Genomic DNA, 17,759 nt, shown 5'->3' on the forward strand with positions numbered 1-17,759 from the left:
GGTTCAGGCGCCGTGGTCCGGCGCCTGGCCGGAAGGGGCCTGGTAGGGCCGTGTGACATCGCGCAGGGAGACCTCCAGCGCCTCCACCGACAGGCGCACCGCACCATCGCCTGCAAGGGTCAGCAGCACATGGCCCGCGCCGTCTTCGCCCGGCTCAAAGGTGACAGAGAGCAGCGACAGGATCAGGTCCTTGTCCTTGCGGTCGACCCCTTGCGAGGACACCCCCAGCACATTGTCCACGACCAGCAAGGACTGCACCCGTTCATAAGTCCGGCCCCGGCGCTCTGCCGCGTCGCGGTCTTCCCAGCGAAACCGGTTGACCAGCAGGGCAAAGCGGCGCTCAGACGCGCGCCAGCTCATTTCAGTCACCGGAAACACCGCGTCCTGCAGCAGCGAGGACAGCACCTTGAGGTCCTCCTCCTCCAGCGCGCCCAGATTCAGCGGCGCCTCGCGGCCATCCTCGAAGCTGGCATCTGTCATGACTGCTCCTTGATCCGCTCGATTTTTGCACCGACACCGGACAGCTTGCGCACCACATGCTCATAGCCGCGGTCCAGGTGGTAGACCCGGCTGACCTTGGTTTCGCCTTCTGCCGCCATGCCGGCCAGGATCAGCGAAACAGAGGCGCGCAGATCGGTGGCCATCACCGGTGCGCCCTTCAGTTTCTCGACACCGGTCACCGTGGCATGGCCGCCGTGGACTTCGATCTGGGCGCCCATGCGCACCAGTTCTGGCGCGTGCATGAATCGGTTTTCAAAAATCTTCTCCTCCAGAACCGCGGTGCCTTCGGCGGTGCACATCAGCGCCATCATCTGCGCCTGCAGGTCGGTGGGGAAGCCAGGGAAGGGTTCGGTCACCACATCCACAGCGCGCACCCGGTCGTTCTTGCGGCTGACGGTTAGGCTGTTCTTGCCTTCGGTGATCTCGATGCCGGCTGCTTCCAGCTTGGTGCAGAAGCTGTCCAGCAGGCTGCGGCGGCCGCCCAGCAGCTCCACCTCGCCGCCGCAGATCGCGGGGGCCAGCATATAGGTACCCAGTTCGATCCGGTCGGTCACCACCTGGTGGGTGGCGCCATGCAGCCGGTCGACGCCCTGGATGGTGATGTCGGGGGAGCCGTCGCCCTCAATCTGCGCACCCATCTTGCGCAGGCAATCGGCCAGATCGACGATTTCCGGCTCGCGCGCGGCGTTTTTGATGACGGTGGTGCCCTTGGCAAGTGTCGCCGCCATCATGATGTTCTCGGTCGCTCCGACGGAGGCAAAGCTCAGCTCCACCACCGCGCCTTTCAAGCCCTTGGGTGCCTTGGCGTGCAGATAGCCGTCCTTCAGCTCAATTTCGGCACCCAGCGCTTCCAGCCCGTGAATGTGCAGATCCATCGGGCGTGCACCGATGGCGCAGCCGCCGGGCAGTGACACAACAGCCTGGCCCAGCCGGGCCAGCATCGGACCCAGCACCAGGTTAGACGCGCGCATCTTGCGGACGATGTCATAGTCGGCGACATGGCTGGTCAGGTCGTGGCTCGACATTGCCAGCACCTGGCCATCCTGCAGGCTCGACACTTCGGCGCCCAGCGATTGCAGCAGCAGCGTCATGGTTTTGATGTCGCTGAGCCGTGGCGCGTTGGTCAGCGTCAGCGGCTCCTCGCTCAGCAGCGTGGCCGGCATCAGGGTGAGGCAGGCGTTCTTGGCGCCGGCAATCGGGATCTGCCCGTTCAGCGGGCCGTTGCCCGTTACCAGAATCGAATCCATCTGACGTTATTCTCCGCTCTTGCCCGTGTCCTGGTCCTGCTTGTCTGCCCGCGCCTTGGCCTGTGCCTTGCGCCGGGCCATGTTAGCCTTCAGCGCCGCCTTCAGCCGGTCTTCGCGCGATGCTGCGGAACCGTCGTTTTTAGGTGATTTCTTCTCTGCCATAAGACTTCTGTAACTTAGTGCGAAAAAACCGTCCAGAATGGTCTTGCACCCCCCCGCGTTTATGCCTAAAAGCCCCCTCACCGGCGCTGCTGTAGCTCAGAGGTAGAGCACTCCCTTGGTAAGGGAGAGGTCGAGAGTTCAATTCTCTCCAGCAGCACCATTAATCACTGAAATTGCTAAGAAATTTCGCATCATTGGGTGCAGTGCACGGTCCTGTGTTCATGGGCTGATTTCTGCCATTTCGAGGGCGCGGAGGGTTCTTCAGGCGGCATTTGCAAAAACAGACCCGCATACGCGCCTGACGAATCGATGGCGCGGACCCGGCGGCGCGGCACAGGTGCGCGCTGACCGTTACTGGCGCCGCAAATCATCCGACAGCAAGGGCGTATCCATCGCGGCAGCACCGGTTTTTGTGCGGTGCCATGCCGGCATAGGCTGCAATGGCCGCCGAATCGAGTACAGGCCGGTCAGCCCCGGCCTGTCCACACCGCCGCAATTCAGTTTCACCTTTTTGAATATTTATCTTTTTCAAATCAGCAGCCTGCGAAATGATTCAGATCAAGGTGGCCGCAACAGCACATTTGCATGGTGGCGCTGGCAGAGCTGAAGCCGGCCGGCTGAAAAGGTGGATCTGACATCACTGTTAGACAGCCGTCAGTCACATCCGGATCAGCCCGCCACCGCTTGCACAGCAGGCTGCGGTCATGCCGCAGTCCGATTGTGTGAAAACAACAGCCAAGGAGGACTCATATGTCCGAACAGCCAACCAAAGCCGAAGAGAGGAACACCTTTCTGTTCCTTGCCGTGGTCCTGGCGCCGGTTCTGGCAGTGGGAATCGTCGGCGGATACGGCCTGATGATCTGGATCTCGCAGATCTTCCTGGGACCACCCACAGGTTAAGGGCCCAGGCCAATGCCAGCACATGCCAGCACCGCCCCCTCGCGCCGCGCCTTCCTGACCGGAAGAGTGGCCCGCCCGGACCCGGAATTCCGCCCGCCCTGGACGGATGAGGCCCGGGTGCAGGCCCATTGCACCAGCTGCAATGCCTGCGTGGAAAGCTGCCCGGAGAACATTATCGAGTTCGACAGCCGCAACCGCCCGCGGATCAATTTCCGCGGCGGCGAATGCACCTTCTGCGCGGCTTGCGCCGAAGCCTGCCCCGAACCTGTGTTCGATCTGGAGCAGCCGGCGGCCTGGCCGGTCACGGTAGAGATCACCGGCAGCTGTCTGAACGCCGCCGGCATCGCCTGCCAGCTGTGCACCGATATCTGCGACCCGCGCGCCTTGCGGATGGACCTGTCGGTCCGCCCGGTCGGCGCCATTCAGGTGGACGCCGGCGCCTGCACCGGTTGCGGCGCCTGCCTGTCCACTTGCCCGAACAGCGCCATCGCGATCACCGATCCCCGCCAGCAAAGGAAGTCCGCGTGACAGAAGAAATCCATATCTCCAGCCTGCTGGTGCGCAGCGACCCGGCGCGGATGGAGGCCGTTCTGGCCGACATCAAATCCATGCCCCGCGCCGAAATTTCGCAAACCGATCCCTCGGGCAAGATTGTGGTCCTGTTCGAGGCCGACAGCGACCGGGCCATCGGCGATGCACTCGCCAAAATTCAGCTTCTCGACGGCGTCGCCAGCGCGGCGCTTGTCTTCCATCAAACCTGCGATGCGCAGGACCTCGCCATTGAAGAAGGAGTCCCCCAATGACCGGACTTACCCGCCGTGACGCCATCAAGGCGCAGGCCGCCGCCGCAGCGGCGCTTGCTGCCGGCCTGCCGGTTCCCGCGGCAGCGCAGAACCTTGTTACCGACGCAAACGTGACTGAGCTGAAATGGTCGAAGGCGGCCTGCCGCTTCTGCGGCACCGGCTGCTCGATCATGGTGGCCACCAAGGCCGGCCGCGTGGTCGCCACCCACGGCGACACCCAGGCAGAGGTCAACCGCGGCCTGAACTGCGTCAAGGGCTACTTCCTCTCGAAGATCATGTATGGCGCCGACCGCCTGACCACGCCGCTTTTGCGCAAAACCAACGGCGAATATGACAAGAACGGCGAATTCACCCCGGTTTCCTGGGATGAAGCCTTCGACATCATGGCTGAGAAGTGGAAGAAGACCCTGGCCGAGAAAGGCCCGGAGGGCATCGGCATGTTCGGTTCCGGCCAGTGGACCGTCTGGGAGGGCTATGCCGCCTCCAAGCTGATGAAGGCGGGCTTCCGCTCCAACAACATCGACCCGAACGCGCGCCACTGTATGGCCTCGGCCGTGGGCGGCTTCATGCGCACCTTCGGCATCGACGAGCCGATGGGCTGCTATGACGATTTCGAGAACGCCGACGCATTCGTGCTGTGGGGCTCGAACATGGCGGAGATGCACCCAATCCTGTGGACCCGCATCACCGACCGCCGCTTCAGCCATCCGCACGTCAAGGTGGCGGTGCTGTCGACCTTCACCCACCGCAGCTTCGACCTGGCGGATATCCCGGCGGTGTTCACCCCGCACACCGACCTGGTGATGCTGAACTACATCGCCAACTACATCATCCAGAACGGCGCGGTGAACGAGGACTTCGTCGCCAAGCACGTCAACTTCAAGCGCGGCAACCAGGACATCGGCTATGGCCTGCGCCCGGAGCACCCGCTGGAGCAGATGGCCGAGAACGCGGACAAGGCCGGCGGCGCCTCGGATATGACGTTTGAGGAATTTGCCGAGTTCGTCTCCGAGTACACGCTTGAAAAAGCGTCGGAAATGTCCGGTGTTCCGGCAGAAACCCTGGAGAAGATCGCCAAGCTCTATGCCGATCCGGATACTAAGGTGATGTCGCTCTGGACCATGGGCGTGAACCAGCACACCCGCGGTGTCTGGGTCAACAACATGATCTACAACATCCACCTGCTGACCGGTAAGATCTCCACTCCCGGCAACTCGCCGTTCTCGCTGACCGGCCAGCCGTCGGCTTGCGGCACCGCGCGCGAGGTCGGCACCTTTGCCCACCGCCTGCCCGCGGACATGGTGGTCAAGAACCCGGAACACCGCGCCTATGCCGAAAAGATCTGGAAACTGCCCGAAGGCACCGTTCCGGGCTGGGTTGGCTCCCACGCGGTGAAACAGAACCGCGACCTGAAGGACGGCAAGATCAACTGCTACTGGGTTCAGGTGAACAACAACATGCAGGCCGCTCCCAACATGATGGAGGAAGGGCTGCCGGGCTACCGTAACCCCGACAACTTCATCGTGGTCTCGGATGCCTATCCGACGGTGACGGCTGAAGCTGCAGACCTGATCCTGCCCGCCGCCATGTGGGTGGAGAAGGAAGGCGCCTATGGCAACGCCGAGCGCCGCACCCAGTTCTGGTATCAGCTGGTGAACGCGCCGGGTGAATCCAAGTCCGACCTGTGGCAACTGGCGGAATTCTCCAAACGCTTCACCACCGATGAGGTCTGGCCGGCGGAAATTCTCGACGCCAACCCCGAATACAAGGGCAAGACCCTGTTCGAGGTGCTGTTTGCCAATGGCAAGGTCGACCAGTTCGAGCTGTCCGAGAAGGCCAAGGAATACGGCAACCACGAATCTGAGGACTTCGGCTTCTACATCCAGAAGGGTCTGTTCGAGGAATACGCGGAGTTCGGCCGCGGCAAGGCGCATGACCTGGCCCCGTTCGACACCTACCACGAGGTGCGCGGCCTGCGCTGGCCCGTGGTGGACGGCAAGGAAACCCGCTGGCGCTTCAAGGAAGGCTCCGACCCCTACGCAAAACCCGGATCGGACTATGATTTCTACGGCAAGCCCGACGGCAAGGCGGTGATCTTTGCGCTGCCCTACGAGCCGCCGGCGGAAAGCCCGGATGACGAATACCCGATGTGGCTGGCCACTGGCCGGGTGCTGGAGCATTGGCACTCTGGCTCCATGACCCAGCGGGTGCCGGAGCTGTACCAGGCCGTCCCGGATGCGCTGTGCTACATGCACCCGGACGATGCCAAGGCGCAGGGCTTCCGGCGCGGCACCGAGGTGCGGATCATCTCGCGCCGCGGTGAAATCCGCACCCGGGTGGAAACCCGCGGCCGCAACAAGCCGCCCAAGGGTCTGGTCTTTGTGCCGTGGTTCGATGCCCGCCGGCTGATCAACAAGGTCACGCTGGACGCCACCGATCCGATCTCGAAACAGACGGATTTCAAGAAATGCGCAATCCGTATCGAAGCAGTGTGAGGCCCGTCATGAAACATCTCCGTCTCGCCATCCTGGCTGTTCCGGTTTTTCTGGCCACCGCAGCCTTCGCTCAGAACCAGGTCGCCACGCTGCGCAACACCGCGCCGCTGGACCAAGAGGGCGAAGCCACCCAGATCCCCGGCATCGTCAACACCGACATCCGCCAGGTGCGCAACTACCCGGATCAGCCGCCGCTGATCCCGCACAAGACCGACAACTACCAGGTCGATCTGAACTCCAACAAATGCCTGACCTGCCACAGCCGCACCGCCGTGGAGGTCAGCCAGGCGCCGATGATCTCGGTCACCCACTTCATGAACCGCGAGGGCCAGACCCTCGGCGCGGTCAGCCCGCGGCGCTATTTCTGCAACCAGTGCCACGTGGTGCAGACCAACGCCCGGCCGCTGGTCGAGAATGAGTTCGTCGATGTCGACAAGGTGATCGACTACGTGAAGGCACAGCAGGGCGGGGCGGACTGATGATTGCTTTCCTGAAACGGCTCTGGTGGATCATCAGGCGGCCCAGTGCCTACTTTTCGCTCGGCTTCCTGACCATGGGCGGCTTTGTAATGGGGATCATCTTCTGGGGCGGGTTCAACACCGCGCTTGAAGTCACCAACACAGAGGCCTTCTGCACCAGCTGCCACGAAATGCGCGACAACGTGTTCGAGGAGTTGAAGCCGACGATCCACTATTCCAACCGCTCCGGCGTGCGCGCGTCCTGCCCGGACTGCCACGTGCCGCACAACTGGACCAACAAGATCGCCCGCAAGATGCAGGCCTCCAAGGAGGTCTGGGGCAAGATCTTCGGCACCATCAACACGCGGGAGAAATTCCTGGAGCACCGGCTGGAACTGGCGCAGCACGAATGGGCGCGGCTTGAGGCAAACGACAGCTTGGAATGCCGCAACTGCCACTCGGACGAGTCGATGGACATCACCCGTCAGTCCAAGCGGGCAGCGGACGCGCATGAGCGTTTCCTGTTCACCGGCGAGAAGACCTGCATCAACTGCCACAAGGGTATCGCCCACCAGTTGCCCGACATGGCCGCAGCCGAAGGCGAGGACCACGCAGGCCTGCTGGCCCCGGCGCACGGCGAGGGCCTGCTGGCCAGCACCCGCAGCTACCTGGGCCTGAGCAGCGACTGACGCTGCCAGCGCCGCAAAACACGAAAAGGCCGCTGTCCCGATGGGCAGCGGCCTTTTTTAGTGCCTGATATGCCGAATTTTCCCGGATCGATTGCGATCTGGTTCGGCTGAATGGCTTGTGCGGACCTACAGCGGAATGCTGCCCAGGTGCTCCTCGCCGCGCGCGCGGGCCAGCTGCATCTGCTTCTGCCGCTCGCGGAACCGCACTTTGTCTTCTTCCGAGGTCTGATCAATGCACAGGTGGCAGCTGACACCCTGTTCGAACTCGGGCCGCGCCTTGTCCTCGGGCAGGATCGGGCGGCGGCAGCCGTGGCACAGCTCATGCGGGCCTTCGACCAGCCCGTGGCCGACCGACACCCGGTTGTCGAAGACAAAGCATTCACCTTCCCAGGTGCTGTTGTCCGCCGGCATTTCCTCCAGATAGCGCAGGATACCGCCTTTCAGGTGATAGACATCCTCCACCCCCTGGCCGAGCAGGTAGTTGGTGGATTTCTCGCAACGGATGCCGCCGGTGCAGAACATCGCAACGCGCTTGTTGTGAAAGCGGTCCTTGTTCTCTTCCCACCAGGCGGGGAAATCGCGGAAGCTCTCGGTCTTGGGGTCAATCGCACCCTCGAAGGTGCCGATCGCGACCTCGTAATCGTTGCGGGTGTCGATCAGCACCACATCGTCCTGCCGGATCAGGTCGTTCCACTCTTCCGGCTCAACGTAATGCCCGACAGAGGCCAGCGGATCGACGTCCGGCTGGCCCATCGTGACGATCTCTTTCTTCAGCCGCACCTTCATCTTGCCAAAGGGCGGCTCGGCAGCAGTTGCCTCTTTCCATTCCAGCCCCGCACAGCCGGGCAGCGACTTGATATGCGCCAGCACCGCGTCGATGCCTGCCCGCGGGCCTGCGATGGTGCCATTGATCCCTTCCTGCGCCAGCAGCAAGGAGCCTTTGACGTCCTGCGCCTGGCACAGGTCCAGCAGCGCCGGCCGGATCGCGGCGGGATCGGGGAAACGGGTGAAGTGATAGAGGGCAGCAATCGTGTACATGCCCCGCCCTTAGAACCATGCGCGAGGGTTTTCAAGTCAAAGAACCCGCCCCGCGGCACCAATAAAACAAGGGCTTTGGATGCATGTTTTTGCCTTGCGTCCGCGCTATCGTGCAGCAACAGTTCCCATGACCCGCACACACCGCTAGATATTGTGTGCCCAGCATAGGAGATGCCGATGACCCAGGCCCTGATCGTTGTCGATGTGCAAAACGATTTCTGCCCCGGCGGCGCGCTGGCGGTGCCCGGCGGCGATGAGGTGGTGGCCCCGATCAACGCGATGATGGACCGCTTCGATGCGGTCATACTCACGCAGGACTGGCACCCGGCGGGGCATTCCTCTTTTGCCTCCTCGCACCTTGGCAAAACGCCGTTCGAAACCACGGAGATGCCCTATGGCCCCCAGGTTCTGTGGCCGGATCACTGCGTGCAAGGCACTGAGGGGGCGGCCTTTCATAAGGATCTGCGCACCGATGGCGATCTGATTATCCGCAAGGGATTCAGGCCCGTGATCGACAGCTATTCCGGTTTCTTCGAGAACGACCAGACCACGCCCACCGGGCTGGAGGGATACCTGCGCAGCCGCGGTATCACGGATCTGACACTGGCCGGGCTGGCCACCGATTTCTGCGTTGCCTTCACCGCACTGGACGCGGCACGTCTGGGGTTCGGCGTGACGGTGCAGCTGTCTGCCTGCCGCGCCATTGATCTGGATGGCTCTCTCAAGGCGGCCTTGGCGCAAATGGAGCAGGCAGGGGTGAAATTGCAATCCTGAGTTGAAGTTTCCAAATATTAACCAGTTACACATAACACTGGCAGGGAGTCCGGACAGCAAGGCTGACTGATGAACATAGGGAAGGGGCCGGCTGACGGCCCATTGGCCAGCTATGAAAGGAAGTACAGCTCGTTTGAGCTGATGATGCGCTATGCCAAGGGGCGCTATAAAACTTTCTGGCCGCGCCAGGTCTTTGTTTTCGGAATTTGCGTGCTGCTCGGCCTGGCGACCGACATGAGGATTGCCGCCCTGGCGTTCACAGCAGCCCTGATTGGTGACATCGCAGATAGTTTCTGCCTGTGGCGCCTTGCAGCCCTGGCGGCCAAAGGCGTCCCTGAATCCAAGCTAAGGCTGCTGACGACCCTGTCCGCCGCGGTTTATGGCGCGGGAATGAGTATCTGCGCCACGCTGCCGTACTGGCCCTGGGTAGAGGCTGGCGTCGATACCGATCACCATCTCGACATTCTGTTCACCATTGCCTTCCTTGCCGGCATTGCGATGAACGCCGCAATCACCCTGCCGTACCACCGCCCGGCCTCAGTCGTCTGGATGGTTTTCTTTTGTGCGGTGCCTGCTGCGATGCTCGGTGTCGATTTGGTGGAGGGCGGCGGCTTTACTACCGAATGGCAGTTGCATGCTGTTGGTATCGTGACCTTGACCGGCTTCATGTTCTGGCTGGCCGCCTACGGCCGCCGCACCTTTGAAAACACCCGCCAGTACAATCTTGCCACCGCCACCCAGCAGCAGGAGCTGGAGGCGGCAAATGCCCGCTTGCAGGATCAGCGGATGGAGGCCCGGCGCCTGGCGCTGGTCGCCGAAAACGCCAATGACAGCGTGATGCTGATGGACCGGGAGGGGCGGATCACCTGGGTCAATGACAGTTTCACCCGCATCACGGGCTATTCCTTTGACGAGGCGCTGGGCCAAATGCCCGGCGATCTTCTGAACAGCGGTGAAACCGATCCCGGGACAATCAAGATGCTGCAGGACAGTATCCGCTACGCCCAGCCGGTCCGGGTTGAAATCCGCAACCGCCGCAAGGACGGGCGCAAGGTCTGGATTGAAACCAGCCAGGTGCCGATGCTGAACAGCGACGGCAAACTGGAAACCCTGATCGCCGTCGAACGCGACATTACCGCCGCCAAGGAACACGCCCGGCAGCTGGAAAAGGCCCGCATCGCGGCAGAGGAGGGCGCCCGCGCCAAATCGGACTTCCTGGCCACCATGAGCCACGAAATCCGCACCCCGATGAACGGGGTGATCGGCATGGCGCAGCTTCTGCGCGACAGCGGCCTCAGCAAGGAACAGGCGCTTTATGCCGATACCATTCTCAGCTCCGCCGACATGCTGCTGGCCCTGATCAATGATGTGCTCGACTTCTCCAAGATGGACGCGGAGGAACTCACCCTCAGCCCGGTGAACTTCGACCCCCGCAGCTGTTTTGAAACCTGCATCCGCCTGCTGCAGGCCCAGGCGGACGCCAAGGGACTGGACCTGGCGCTGGAGATCCAGGAGGATCTGCCTGCACAGCTGCACGGCGACGACCGGCGAATCCGGCAGATCCTGATGAATCTCGCGGGCAACGCCATCAAGTTCACCAAGCAGGGTCGGGTGGCGGTTGCGCTGGGCGGCACGCCTGCAGCCGGCGGGTATGAGCTGACCTTCACGGTGACAGACACCGGTATCGGGATCGCCGAGGACAAGCTGGGTGAAGTCTTCGAACGGTTCTCGCAGGCAGACGCCGCCATCAGCCGCCGCTTTGGCGGCACCGGTCTCGGGCTGGCGATCTCCCGCCGCCTGGCAGAGGCGATGGGCGGCGGCATTGCGGTGTCCTCAGAATTGGGCACAGGCTCCTGCTTTGCAGTTCGGCTGCACCTGCAGGACGCGCAGGCAGAAAGCGCCGCGCAGACGGAACCTGCAGCGCCAAGCGCCCCAGCGGCGCTGGACGGGCTGCGTGTGCTGGTGGCCGAAGACAACGCCGTGAACCGGCTGCTGGTGGAAAAATTCCTGAACGCATTGCCGGTAGAGCTGACCTTCGCCGAAAATGGCCGCGAGGCGGTGGCAAAGTTTGAGGAATTCGTGCCGGATGTCATCCTGATGGATATGTCGATGCCGGAAATGGACGGGCTGGAAGCCACCCGCGCTATCCGCGCGCTGGCCCGGCCGCAGCCGTTGATTGTGGCGCTGACCGCCAACGCCTTCGACTCCGACCGCAAGGCCTGCCTGGCTGCGGGTATGGACGACTTCATGAGCAAGCCAATCAGCAAGCCCAAGCTGCTGGACCTGCTGGCCCGGCTGGCACCGCAGGCGCAAAGACGCCGCGCGGGCTGACCGCCTTGCCCCGGCTGCCGGGCTGTCCTATCAATCAGTGACCCTTATGCACGAGGCCGACGGTGGATATCGCAACCCGCGTCTACAATCACAAATGGAAGATCGACCCGATCGTCCGGTCGCTGATTGATACTGATTTCTATAAACTTCTGATGTGCCAGTCGGTGTTCCGCAACAAGCCGGACACCACTGTCACCTTCTCGCTAATCAACCGCTCCGCGCAGGTGCCGCTCGCAAAACTGATCGACGAGGGCGAGCTGCGCGAACAGCTGGACCACATCCGTTCGCTGTCCCTTTCCCGCGGCGAAAGCACCTGGCTGCGGGGCAACACCTTCTATGGCAAGCGACAGATGTTCCGCCCTGATTTCATGGAATGGTTCGAGGGGCTGCGCCTGCCGCCCTACCACCTGGAGCGCAAGGGCGACCAGTATGAGCTGACGTTCGAGGGCAAATGGCACGAGGTGATGCTGTGGGAAATCCCGGCGCTCGCAGTGCTGATGGAGCTGCGCAGCCGCGCCGTGATCAACAGCATGGGCCGGTTTGAGCTGCAGGTGCTTTACGCCCGCGCCATGACCCGCGTCTGGGAAAAGATCGAACGCCTGCGCGAGGTGGAGGGCCTGACCATCGCCGATTTCGGCACCCGCCGCCGCCACTCCTTCCTGTGGCAGGACTGGTGCGTGCAGGCGATGATCGAGGGGCTGGGCGAGAAATTCACCGGCACCTCCAACTGCCTCATTGCCATGCGCCGCGAGGTGGAGGCGATCGGCACCAATGCCCATGAGCTGCCGATGGTCTATTCTGCGCTGGCCGGCAGTGATGCGGAACTGGCGCAGGCCCCCTATGACGTGCTGTCCGACTGGCATGACGAGCACGAAGGCAACCTGCGCATCATCCTTCCCGACACTTACGGCACCCAGGGCTTCCTCGACCGCGCGCCGGACTGGCTGGCCGGCTGGACCGGTATCCGCATCGACAGCGGCGACCCGGCCAAAGGCGCCGAGGTGGCGATCAACTGGTGGAAGGCGCGCGGCGAGGACCCGGCAGAGAAACGGGTGATCTTTTCAGACGGCCTCGACGTGCAGCAGATCCAGGACCTGCACGCGCAGTTCTCGGGCCGCACCAAGGTTTCCTTTGGCTGGGGCACGCTCTTGACCAACGACTTCCGCAAGCTGGTGCCGGATGACGCGCTGGCGCCGTTCTCGCTGGTGTGCAAGGCGGTTGCGGCCAACGGGCGACCCACGGTGAAGCTGTCCGACAACCCGGAAAAGGCGATGGGTCCGGCAGAGGAAATCGCCCGCTACAAGCGTGTTTTCGGTGTCGGAGAGCAGGAACGGCAGGCGGTAATCGTTTGATAACACTTCGCCGGTCTAGCGGCAGGGTTTTCGTCAATCAGCACAATTAGTGGCAGAGTCACTGTCCAAATGTTTCGCGCGCGAAACATTTGGACATAACGGCTGACCTATTTTCAGACCTTACCCGTGATGCGCCGCCACGGTCTTCAGCTGCGAAAACCCGTATAGCGCCTCGAACCCTTTTTCCCGCCCGTGGCCGGATTTTCCGACGCCGCCAAACGGCAGCTCCACCCCGCCGCCGGCGCCGTAGTTGTTGAGGAACACCTGGCCCGCCCGCAGGCGTTTCGCCAGCCGCATCTGCCGCGCTCCGTCGCGGGTCCAGACGCTGGCGACCAGGCCATAGTCGGTGGCATTGGCAATCCTCAGTGCGTCCTCCTCGGTGTCAAAGGGGATCAGCACCTGCACCGGGCCAAAAATCTCTTCCCGCGCCAGCACATGATCCTCCGGCACATCGGCAAACAGGGTGGGGCGCACATAGGCGCCGCTTTCCGGGGCGTGCTCCACTATTGCCCCTTGCGCCGCCACCGGCAGGTCCGCGCCTTGTTTCAGATAGTCCTCGACAATCTGCTTCTGCCGGCTGGAAATCAGCGGCCCGACCCGCAGGTCCTCTGACGCCGGCCCCACGGTCAGTGCGCCATAGGCCGCTGCCATCCGTGCCTTCACCTCCTCATACACCCCGCGCTGCACCAGGATGCGCGAGGAGGCGGAACAGGTCTGGCCCGCGTTCTGGATGCCGGCGTTCACCAGAAACGGCAGGGCGGCTTCCAGATCGGCGTCGTCAAACACCAGCTGCGGGGACTTGCCGCCCAGCTCCAGCGTGACAGGCACTACATTGGCCCCTGCCGCCTGCTGCACCAGCGCACCGGTTCTGACCGACCCGGTGAAGGAGATGTGATGCACACCGGGGTGCCCGGCCAGCGCCGCGCCGGCCTCAGCCCCCAGGCCCGGCACTACGTTCAGGGCACCTGCGGGCAGCCCGGCCTCCATGGCGATATGGGCGAACGCCAGCGCGGTCAGGCAGGCCTCCTCCGCGGGTTTCAGCACGCAGGCGTTGCCCATTGCCAGCGCCGCGCCGACGGACCGGCCAATGATCTGCATCGGGTAGTTCCAGGGCACGATATGCCCCGTCACCCCATGCGGCTCCCGCAGGGTATAGACGGTGTAGCCATCGAGATAGGGGATGGTCTCCCCCATCACCTTGTCCGCCGCGCCGCCGTAGAACTCGCAATACCGCGCCAGCGCCACCGCATCGGCGCGGGCCTGGGTCAGCGGCTTGCCCACGTCCATCGCCTCAATCGCCGCCAGCAGCTCCACCCGCTCCAGCACGAACTGGCCGATGCGGGTCAGGATGCGGCCCCGCTCCAATGCGGTCATGCGGCCCCAATCGCCGTCCAGCGCCGCCTCTGCTTCCAGCACGGCGGCCTCGATATCCGCCGCGCCGCCGCGGGGGATCTGGCAGATTTTGCTGCCGTCCGACGGATTCACCAGCGGCAGAGTGCCGCCGCTGGCCGCGGGCAGCCACTTGCCGCCAATCAGGCAAAGCGCAGGATCGAACCAGAGGGGATCAGACATGTTGGGTGCTCCTTTCGGGATCGGAGAGGTCGGGCAGCACCGGCGCTGCGGCGATCAGCTGGCAGGTGTAGGGGTGCTGGGGATCGCTGAACACGGCTTCGGTTTCGCCCTGCTCCACGATCTCCCCGTTCTGCATCACCAGGCAGCGGTCGGTGACCGTGCGCACCACGCTCAGGTCGTGGCTGATGAACAGATAGGTGAGGGAATAGGCTGCGCACAGCTCCGCCAGCAGGTCGAGGATACGGGCGCGGACCGAAACGTCGAGGGCTGAGACCGCCTCGTCAAAGATGATCAGCTCCGGCCGTGTGATCAGGGCGCGGGCAATGGCGATGCGCTGGCGCTGGCCGCCAGAGAACTGGTGAATGTATTTACCGGCATCCTCCGGCTTTAGCCCGACTGCGGAGAGTGTTTCGGCAATCAGATCCCTGCGCGCCGCGCTGGCGGGCGGATCGGGCAGCGTATGGAACGGTTCGGTGACCAGCCGCTCCACACGGTGGCGCGGGTTAAAGCTGCCGTAGGGGTCCTGAAACACCACCTGAATTTTTCGCCGAATCGCCGGTTCAAGCTGAGTCGTCACAGGTTGGCCGTCCAGACGAATCTCCCCGCCTTGCAGCGGCTCCAGCCCCAGAATTGCCCTTGTTAGGGTCGATTTTCCGCAGCCCGATTCACCCACCAGCCCCAGCCGCTCGCCGCGGTTCAGGGTGAAGGAGACATCGTTCACGGCGCGGAAGCTGCCAGGTTTGGCAAACAGCGAGGGGCGCGGGGTCTTGTAGTCGCGTATCGCGTTGCGGACCTCCAGCAGCGGTGCCGGGGCAGGTGGTTCCGGCAGCGCCACTTGATGGTTTGAGGCTTCAAACAGCATCCGAGTGTAGGGGTGGCGCATGTTGCGCAAAAGCCAGTCCGTTTGGCCGGTCTCCACCACCTCGCCCTGGCGCATGACGACAATCCGGTCCGCCAGATCCGCCACCACCGCCAGGTCATGAGTGATGATCAGCAATCCCATGCCATAGTCCTGCACCAGATCCTTGAGCAGAGCCAGGATCTGCGCCTGGGTGGTCACGTCCAGCGCGGTGGTCGGTTCATCCGCGATCAGCAGTTTCGGGCGCAGGGCGATGGCCATGGCGATCACCACCCGCTGGCGCTGGCCGCCCGACAGCTCATGCGGATAGCGCGACAGCGGAAAGCGGTCCTGAGGCAGCCCGACCCGCTCCAGTACCTTGCGGGCGCGGGCCTCGGCCTTCTCGCGCGGCATTGCCTTGTGGATCAGGATGGTTTCCATGACCTGCGCGCCAATGGTTTTCACCGGGTTCAGCGCGGTCATCGGCTCCTGAAACACCATGCCGATGGACTGGCCGCGGAGGGCGCACATGCTGTCCTCGGGCTGCTCCAGCAGCTGGGTGCCCTCCAGGGTGACATAGCCCTTGGCCTCCGCCAGATCCGGCAGCAGCTGCATGATGGCCAGCGCGGTCATCGACTTGCCGGAGCCGCTCTCGCCGGTGACGGCAACAATCTCGCCCGGATCAACGTGAAAGGAGACGCCCTTTAGCACCTGGAAGGCGCCGATGCTGACCGACAGATTGGTGACATCCAACAGGGTCATGCGCGCGCCACCCTGAGTTTCGGGTCCAGGTAGTCGCGCAGGCCGTCACCCAGCAGGTTCAACCCCAGCACGGTCAGGATGATGGCCATGCCCGGCACCAGCGCCAGATGCGGCGCAAAGCTGACCATGGTCTGGGCGTCGGCCAGCATCCGCCCCCAGCTGGGCGTGGGCGGCTGCGCGCCAAGGCCGACATAGCTGAGGCCCGCCTCCGCCAGAATGCCGAGCGAAAACTGGATGGTGCCCTGCACGATCAGCAGGTTCATGACGTTTGGCAGGATATGCTCAGCTGATATGCGCGCCGAGCCCTTGCCTGCGACCCGCGCGGCCAGGATGAACTCGCGCTCCCACAGGGACAGCGCCGCGCCGCGGGTGATGCGGGCAAAGACGGGGATGTTGAAGATGCCGATGGCGATGATGGCGTTGACGGCGCCTGCGCCCAGAACGGCGGTGATCAGGATGGCGATCACCAGCGAGGGGAAGGCAAAGACCAGATCGTTGCCGCGCATGATCAATTCATCCAGCCACGATCCCTTGCGCGCGGCTGCCGCCAGCCCCAGCGGCACGCCCGCGCCCATGCCAATGCCAACCGCCACCATCGCCACGGCGATGGAGGTGCGGGCGCCCACCATGATCATCGACATCAGGTCGCGGCCGAAATGATCGGTGCCCAGCCAGTGCTGCGCATTCGGTGTCTGCAGCTTGCCCGGGATGTTCATCGCCGCGTGGTCAAACGGCGTCCAGATGAAAGACAGTGCCGCTAGCAGCAGCACCAGCGATGACATCACGGCGCCAAGGATCAGGTTGCGGGTCATGTCCGGCTCCTGAGGCGGGGGTCAACCAGCGCATAGGCGAGATCGACCAGGAAATTCACCGTGATGACAGCAAAGACCAAGAGCATCACCACTGACTCCACCACGATCAGGTCACGTGACGAAATCGCCTGGAACACCAGCCGCCCGAGGCCGGGCAGGTAGAATACCTGCTCGATGATGATGGCGCCCGCCAGCAGGAACGAAAACTGCAGCCCGATGATGGTCAGCACCGGGATCAGGGCGTTGCGTACCCCGTGCCGCCACAGCGCCTGACGGCGGCTGAGGCCCTTGGCGCGGGCGGTGCGCATGAAATCCTCGCCCAGGATGTCCAGGAGGGCAGAGCGCATCACCCGGGTCAGGATCGCCGCCTGCGGCAGGGCCAGCGCGATGGCGGGCAGGGTGAGCGCATGGAGGCCCGCTCTAAGCCCCGCTTCCCAGCCCGGAAACCCGCCGGCGCCGAACCAGCGCAGGTTGATGGCAAAGATCAGGACCAGCATCATCGCAAACCAGAAGTTTGGCACCGCGACGCCCAGCTGGGTTGCTCCCATCACCGCCATATCGCCCGGCTTGCCGCGGCGGGCGGCGGCATAGATGCCGGCAGGGAAGGCGATCAGCGTCGACAGCGTCAGCGCATAAAGCGCCAGCGGCAGCGACACCCACATCCGGTCGGCAATCATCCCTGCAACGGGCGTGCGGTAGGTGTAGGAGGTGCCGAAATCACCGGCCAGCATTCCGGTGATCCAGTTCAGGTAGCGGGCGGCCTTGCCTTGATCCAGCCCCAAATCCGTGCGCAGCGCGGCGATGGTATCCGGCTGCGCATTGACCCCCAGCATGAAGGAGGCGGGATCACCCGGTGCCACCTCCACCACGAGGAAAATCACCAGCGAGGCAACGGCCAGGCTGACGATCAGCGACACCAGGCGTTTCAAGGCATAACGCAGCATGGCTGCCACGTTAGGAGGGCCGGGTGTCGCGGTCCAGAGGGGAGAGAGGGGCGGGCAGCGTTGCACGCAAATAAGCGCCCG

General features: G+C 63.5%; 18 protein-coding genes and 1 tRNA gene. 11 read left to right on the forward strand and 8 right to left on the reverse strand.

Annotated features, from left to right (window positions below):
- Nucleotides 1–3 precede the first annotated feature (3 nt).
- From RA21_RS04545 to RA21_RS22815, 3 genes are read right to left on the reverse strand one after another with little or no spacing between them, the layout of a single operon-like run.
- Complete coding sequence (locus RA21_RS04545; protein WP_039146827.1) at nucleotides 4–480, reverse strand: DUF2948 family protein; 477 nt, start codon at nucleotides 478–480, stop codon at nucleotides 4–6.
- Nucleotides 477–1,748, reverse strand: a complete 1,272-nt coding sequence (murA, locus tag RA21_RS04550) for a UDP-N-acetylglucosamine 1-carboxyvinyltransferase (RefSeq protein ID WP_019295061.1) — start codon at nucleotides 1,746–1,748, stop codon at nucleotides 477–479. The genes RA21_RS04545 and murA overlap by 4 nt, the downstream gene beginning before the upstream one ends.
- 6 nt (nucleotides 1,749–1,754) lie before the next feature.
- Nucleotides 1,755–1,910 (reverse strand): hypothetical protein, encoded by a 156-nt coding sequence (locus RA21_RS22815; protein ID WP_019295060.1) that lies wholly within the window; start codon nucleotides 1,908–1,910, stop codon nucleotides 1,755–1,757.
- Nucleotides 1,911–1,995: 85 nt separating this feature from the next.
- Between RA21_RS22815 and RA21_RS04555 the strand changes: the two genes are divergently transcribed.
- The 8 genes from RA21_RS04555 (at nucleotide 1,996) to RA21_RS04590 (ending at nucleotide 7,255) form a co-directional block, all read left to right on the forward strand.
- Nucleotides 1,996–2,070: transfer RNA gene (locus RA21_RS04555), tRNA-Thr, on the forward strand.
- A gap of 177 nt (nucleotides 2,071–2,247) precedes the next feature.
- Nucleotides 2,248–2,517, forward strand: a complete 270-nt coding sequence (locus RA21_RS04560; protein ID WP_039146828.1) for a hypothetical protein — start codon at nucleotides 2,248–2,250, stop codon at nucleotides 2,515–2,517.
- 143 nt (nucleotides 2,518–2,660) lie between these two features.
- Complete coding sequence (gene napE, locus RA21_RS04565) at nucleotides 2,661–2,810, forward strand: periplasmic nitrate reductase, NapE protein (protein WP_019295059.1); 150 nt, start codon at nucleotides 2,661–2,663, stop codon at nucleotides 2,808–2,810.
- A 12-nt stretch (nucleotides 2,811–2,822) separates the two neighbouring features.
- Nucleotides 2,823–3,338, forward strand: a complete 516-nt coding sequence (gene napF / locus RA21_RS04570; RefSeq protein WP_039146831.1) for a ferredoxin-type protein NapF — start codon at nucleotides 2,823–2,825, stop codon at nucleotides 3,336–3,338.
- Nucleotides 3,335–3,613 (forward strand): chaperone NapD, encoded by a 279-nt coding sequence (locus tag RA21_RS04575; protein ID WP_019295057.1) that lies wholly within the window; start codon nucleotides 3,335–3,337, stop codon nucleotides 3,611–3,613. The genes napF and RA21_RS04575 overlap by 4 nt, the downstream gene beginning before the upstream one ends.
- The gene (gene napA, locus RA21_RS04580) at nucleotides 3,610–6,108 is read left to right on the forward strand and encodes a nitrate reductase catalytic subunit NapA (RefSeq protein ID WP_039146835.1); all 2,499 of its coding nucleotides are present in this window, start codon (nucleotides 3,610–3,612) and stop codon (nucleotides 6,106–6,108) included. The genes RA21_RS04575 and napA overlap by 4 nt, the downstream gene beginning before the upstream one ends.
- Before the next feature lie 8 nt (nucleotides 6,109–6,116).
- The gene (locus RA21_RS04585) at nucleotides 6,117–6,587 is read left to right on the forward strand and encodes a nitrate reductase cytochrome c-type subunit (RefSeq protein WP_019295055.1); all 471 of its coding nucleotides are present in this window, start codon (nucleotides 6,117–6,119) and stop codon (nucleotides 6,585–6,587) included.
- Nucleotides 6,587–7,255 (forward strand): cytochrome c3 family protein, encoded by a 669-nt coding sequence (locus RA21_RS04590; protein WP_019295054.1) that lies wholly within the window; start codon nucleotides 6,587–6,589, stop codon nucleotides 7,253–7,255. The genes RA21_RS04585 and RA21_RS04590 overlap by 1 nt, the downstream gene beginning before the upstream one ends.
- 126 nt (nucleotides 7,256–7,381) lie before the next feature.
- Here RA21_RS04590 and trhO read toward each other — a convergent pair whose 3' ends face one another.
- Nucleotides 7,382–8,293, reverse strand: a complete 912-nt coding sequence (trhO, locus tag RA21_RS04595) for an oxygen-dependent tRNA uridine(34) hydroxylase TrhO (RefSeq protein ID WP_019295053.1) — start codon at nucleotides 8,291–8,293, stop codon at nucleotides 7,382–7,384.
- Between the two features lie 177 nt (nucleotides 8,294–8,470).
- Here trhO and pncA point away from each other — a divergent pair, with 177 nt between their 5' ends.
- The 3 genes from pncA to pncB all read left to right on the forward strand — a co-directional run bounded on the left by pncA (nucleotide 8,471) and on the right by pncB (nucleotide 12,750).
- Nucleotides 8,471–9,067 carry a bifunctional nicotinamidase/pyrazinamidase gene (pncA, locus tag RA21_RS04600; RefSeq protein ID WP_039147048.1) on the forward strand — a complete coding sequence of 199 codons (597 nt, stop codon included), beginning with the start codon at nucleotides 8,471–8,473 and terminating at the stop codon, nucleotides 9,065–9,067.
- A 69-nt stretch (nucleotides 9,068–9,136) separates the two neighbouring features.
- Nucleotides 9,137–11,398: an ATP-binding protein gene (locus tag RA21_RS04605; protein WP_039146838.1), complete on the forward strand. Its 2,262-nt coding sequence runs from the start codon at nucleotides 9,137–9,139 to the stop codon at nucleotides 11,396–11,398.
- Nucleotides 11,399–11,460: 62 nt separating this feature from the next.
- Nucleotides 11,461–12,750: a nicotinate phosphoribosyltransferase gene (gene pncB, locus RA21_RS04610; protein WP_039146842.1), complete on the forward strand. Its 1,290-nt coding sequence runs from the start codon at nucleotides 11,461–11,463 to the stop codon at nucleotides 12,748–12,750.
- A gap of 120 nt (nucleotides 12,751–12,870) precedes the next feature.
- On the opposite strand, the gene RA21_RS04615 is transcribed toward pncB, so the two are convergent.
- The 4 genes from RA21_RS04615 to RA21_RS04630 are packed head-to-tail and all read right to left on the reverse strand — an operon-like array spanning nucleotide 12,871 to nucleotide 17,678.
- Complete coding sequence (locus RA21_RS04615; RefSeq protein ID WP_039146845.1) at nucleotides 12,871–14,322, reverse strand: aldehyde dehydrogenase family protein; 1,452 nt, start codon at nucleotides 14,320–14,322, stop codon at nucleotides 12,871–12,873.
- Nucleotides 14,315–15,922 carry an ABC transporter ATP-binding protein gene (locus tag RA21_RS04620; RefSeq protein ID WP_039146848.1) on the reverse strand — a complete coding sequence of 536 codons (1,608 nt, stop codon included), beginning with the start codon at nucleotides 15,920–15,922 and terminating at the stop codon, nucleotides 14,315–14,317. The genes RA21_RS04615 and RA21_RS04620 overlap by 8 nt, the downstream gene beginning before the upstream one ends.
- The gene (locus tag RA21_RS04625; protein WP_039146850.1) at nucleotides 15,919–16,734 is read right to left on the reverse strand and encodes an ABC transporter permease; all 816 of its coding nucleotides are present in this window, start codon (nucleotides 16,732–16,734) and stop codon (nucleotides 15,919–15,921) included. Before RA21_RS04625 ends, RA21_RS04620 begins: the two co-directional genes overlap by 4 nt.
- Nucleotides 16,731–17,678, reverse strand: a complete 948-nt coding sequence (locus RA21_RS04630) for an ABC transporter permease (RefSeq protein WP_019295046.1) — start codon at nucleotides 17,676–17,678, stop codon at nucleotides 16,731–16,733. Before RA21_RS04630 ends, RA21_RS04625 begins: the two co-directional genes overlap by 4 nt.
- Nucleotides 17,679–17,759 lie beyond the last annotated feature (81 nt).

Source organism: Leisingera sp. ANG-DT (genome assembly GCF_000813785.1).
Lineage (GTDB): Bacteria > Pseudomonadota > Alphaproteobacteria > Rhodobacterales > Rhodobacteraceae > Leisingera.

Excerpts from the sequence above, each read along its gene's own strand:
- RA21_RS04545 (WP_039146827.1), bottom strand. The coding sequence starts at position 480 with ATGACAGATGCCAGCTTCGAGGATGGCCGCGAGGCGCCGCTGAATCTG.
- murA (WP_019295061.1), bottom strand. The coding sequence starts at position 1,748 with ATGGATTCGATTCTGGTAACGGGCAACGGCCCGCTGAACGGGCAGATC.
- RA21_RS22815 (WP_019295060.1), bottom strand. The coding sequence starts at position 1,910 with ATGGCAGAGAAGAAATCACCTAAAAACGACGGTTCCGCAGCATCGCGC.
- napE (WP_019295059.1), top strand. The coding sequence starts at position 2,661 with ATGTCCGAACAGCCAACCAAAGCCGAAGAGAGGAACACCTTTCTGTTC.
- napF (WP_039146831.1), top strand. The coding sequence starts at position 2,823 with ATGCCAGCACATGCCAGCACCGCCCCCTCGCGCCGCGCCTTCCTGACC.
- napA (WP_039146835.1), top strand. The coding sequence starts at position 3,610 with ATGACCGGACTTACCCGCCGTGACGCCATCAAGGCGCAGGCCGCCGCC.
- RA21_RS04585 (WP_019295055.1), top strand. The coding sequence starts at position 6,117 with ATGAAACATCTCCGTCTCGCCATCCTGGCTGTTCCGGTTTTTCTGGCC.
- RA21_RS04590 (WP_019295054.1), top strand. The coding sequence starts at position 6,587 with ATGATTGCTTTCCTGAAACGGCTCTGGTGGATCATCAGGCGGCCCAGT.
- trhO (WP_019295053.1), bottom strand. The coding sequence starts at position 8,293 with ATGTACACGATTGCTGCCCTCTATCACTTCACCCGTTTCCCCGATCCC.
- pncA (WP_039147048.1), top strand. The coding sequence starts at position 8,471 with ATGACCCAGGCCCTGATCGTTGTCGATGTGCAAAACGATTTCTGCCCC.
- RA21_RS04605 (WP_039146838.1), top strand. The coding sequence starts at position 9,137 with ATGAACATAGGGAAGGGGCCGGCTGACGGCCCATTGGCCAGCTATGAA.
- RA21_RS04615 (WP_039146845.1), bottom strand. The coding sequence starts at position 14,322 with ATGTCTGATCCCCTCTGGTTCGATCCTGCGCTTTGCCTGATTGGCGGC.
- RA21_RS04620 (WP_039146848.1), bottom strand. The coding sequence starts at position 15,922 with ATGACCCTGTTGGATGTCACCAATCTGTCGGTCAGCATCGGCGCCTTC.
- RA21_RS04625 (WP_039146850.1), bottom strand. The coding sequence starts at position 16,734 with ATGACCCGCAACCTGATCCTTGGCGCCGTGATGTCATCGCTGGTGCTG.
- RA21_RS04630 (WP_019295046.1), bottom strand. The coding sequence starts at position 17,678 with ATGCTGCGTTATGCCTTGAAACGCCTGGTGTCGCTGATCGTCAGCCTG.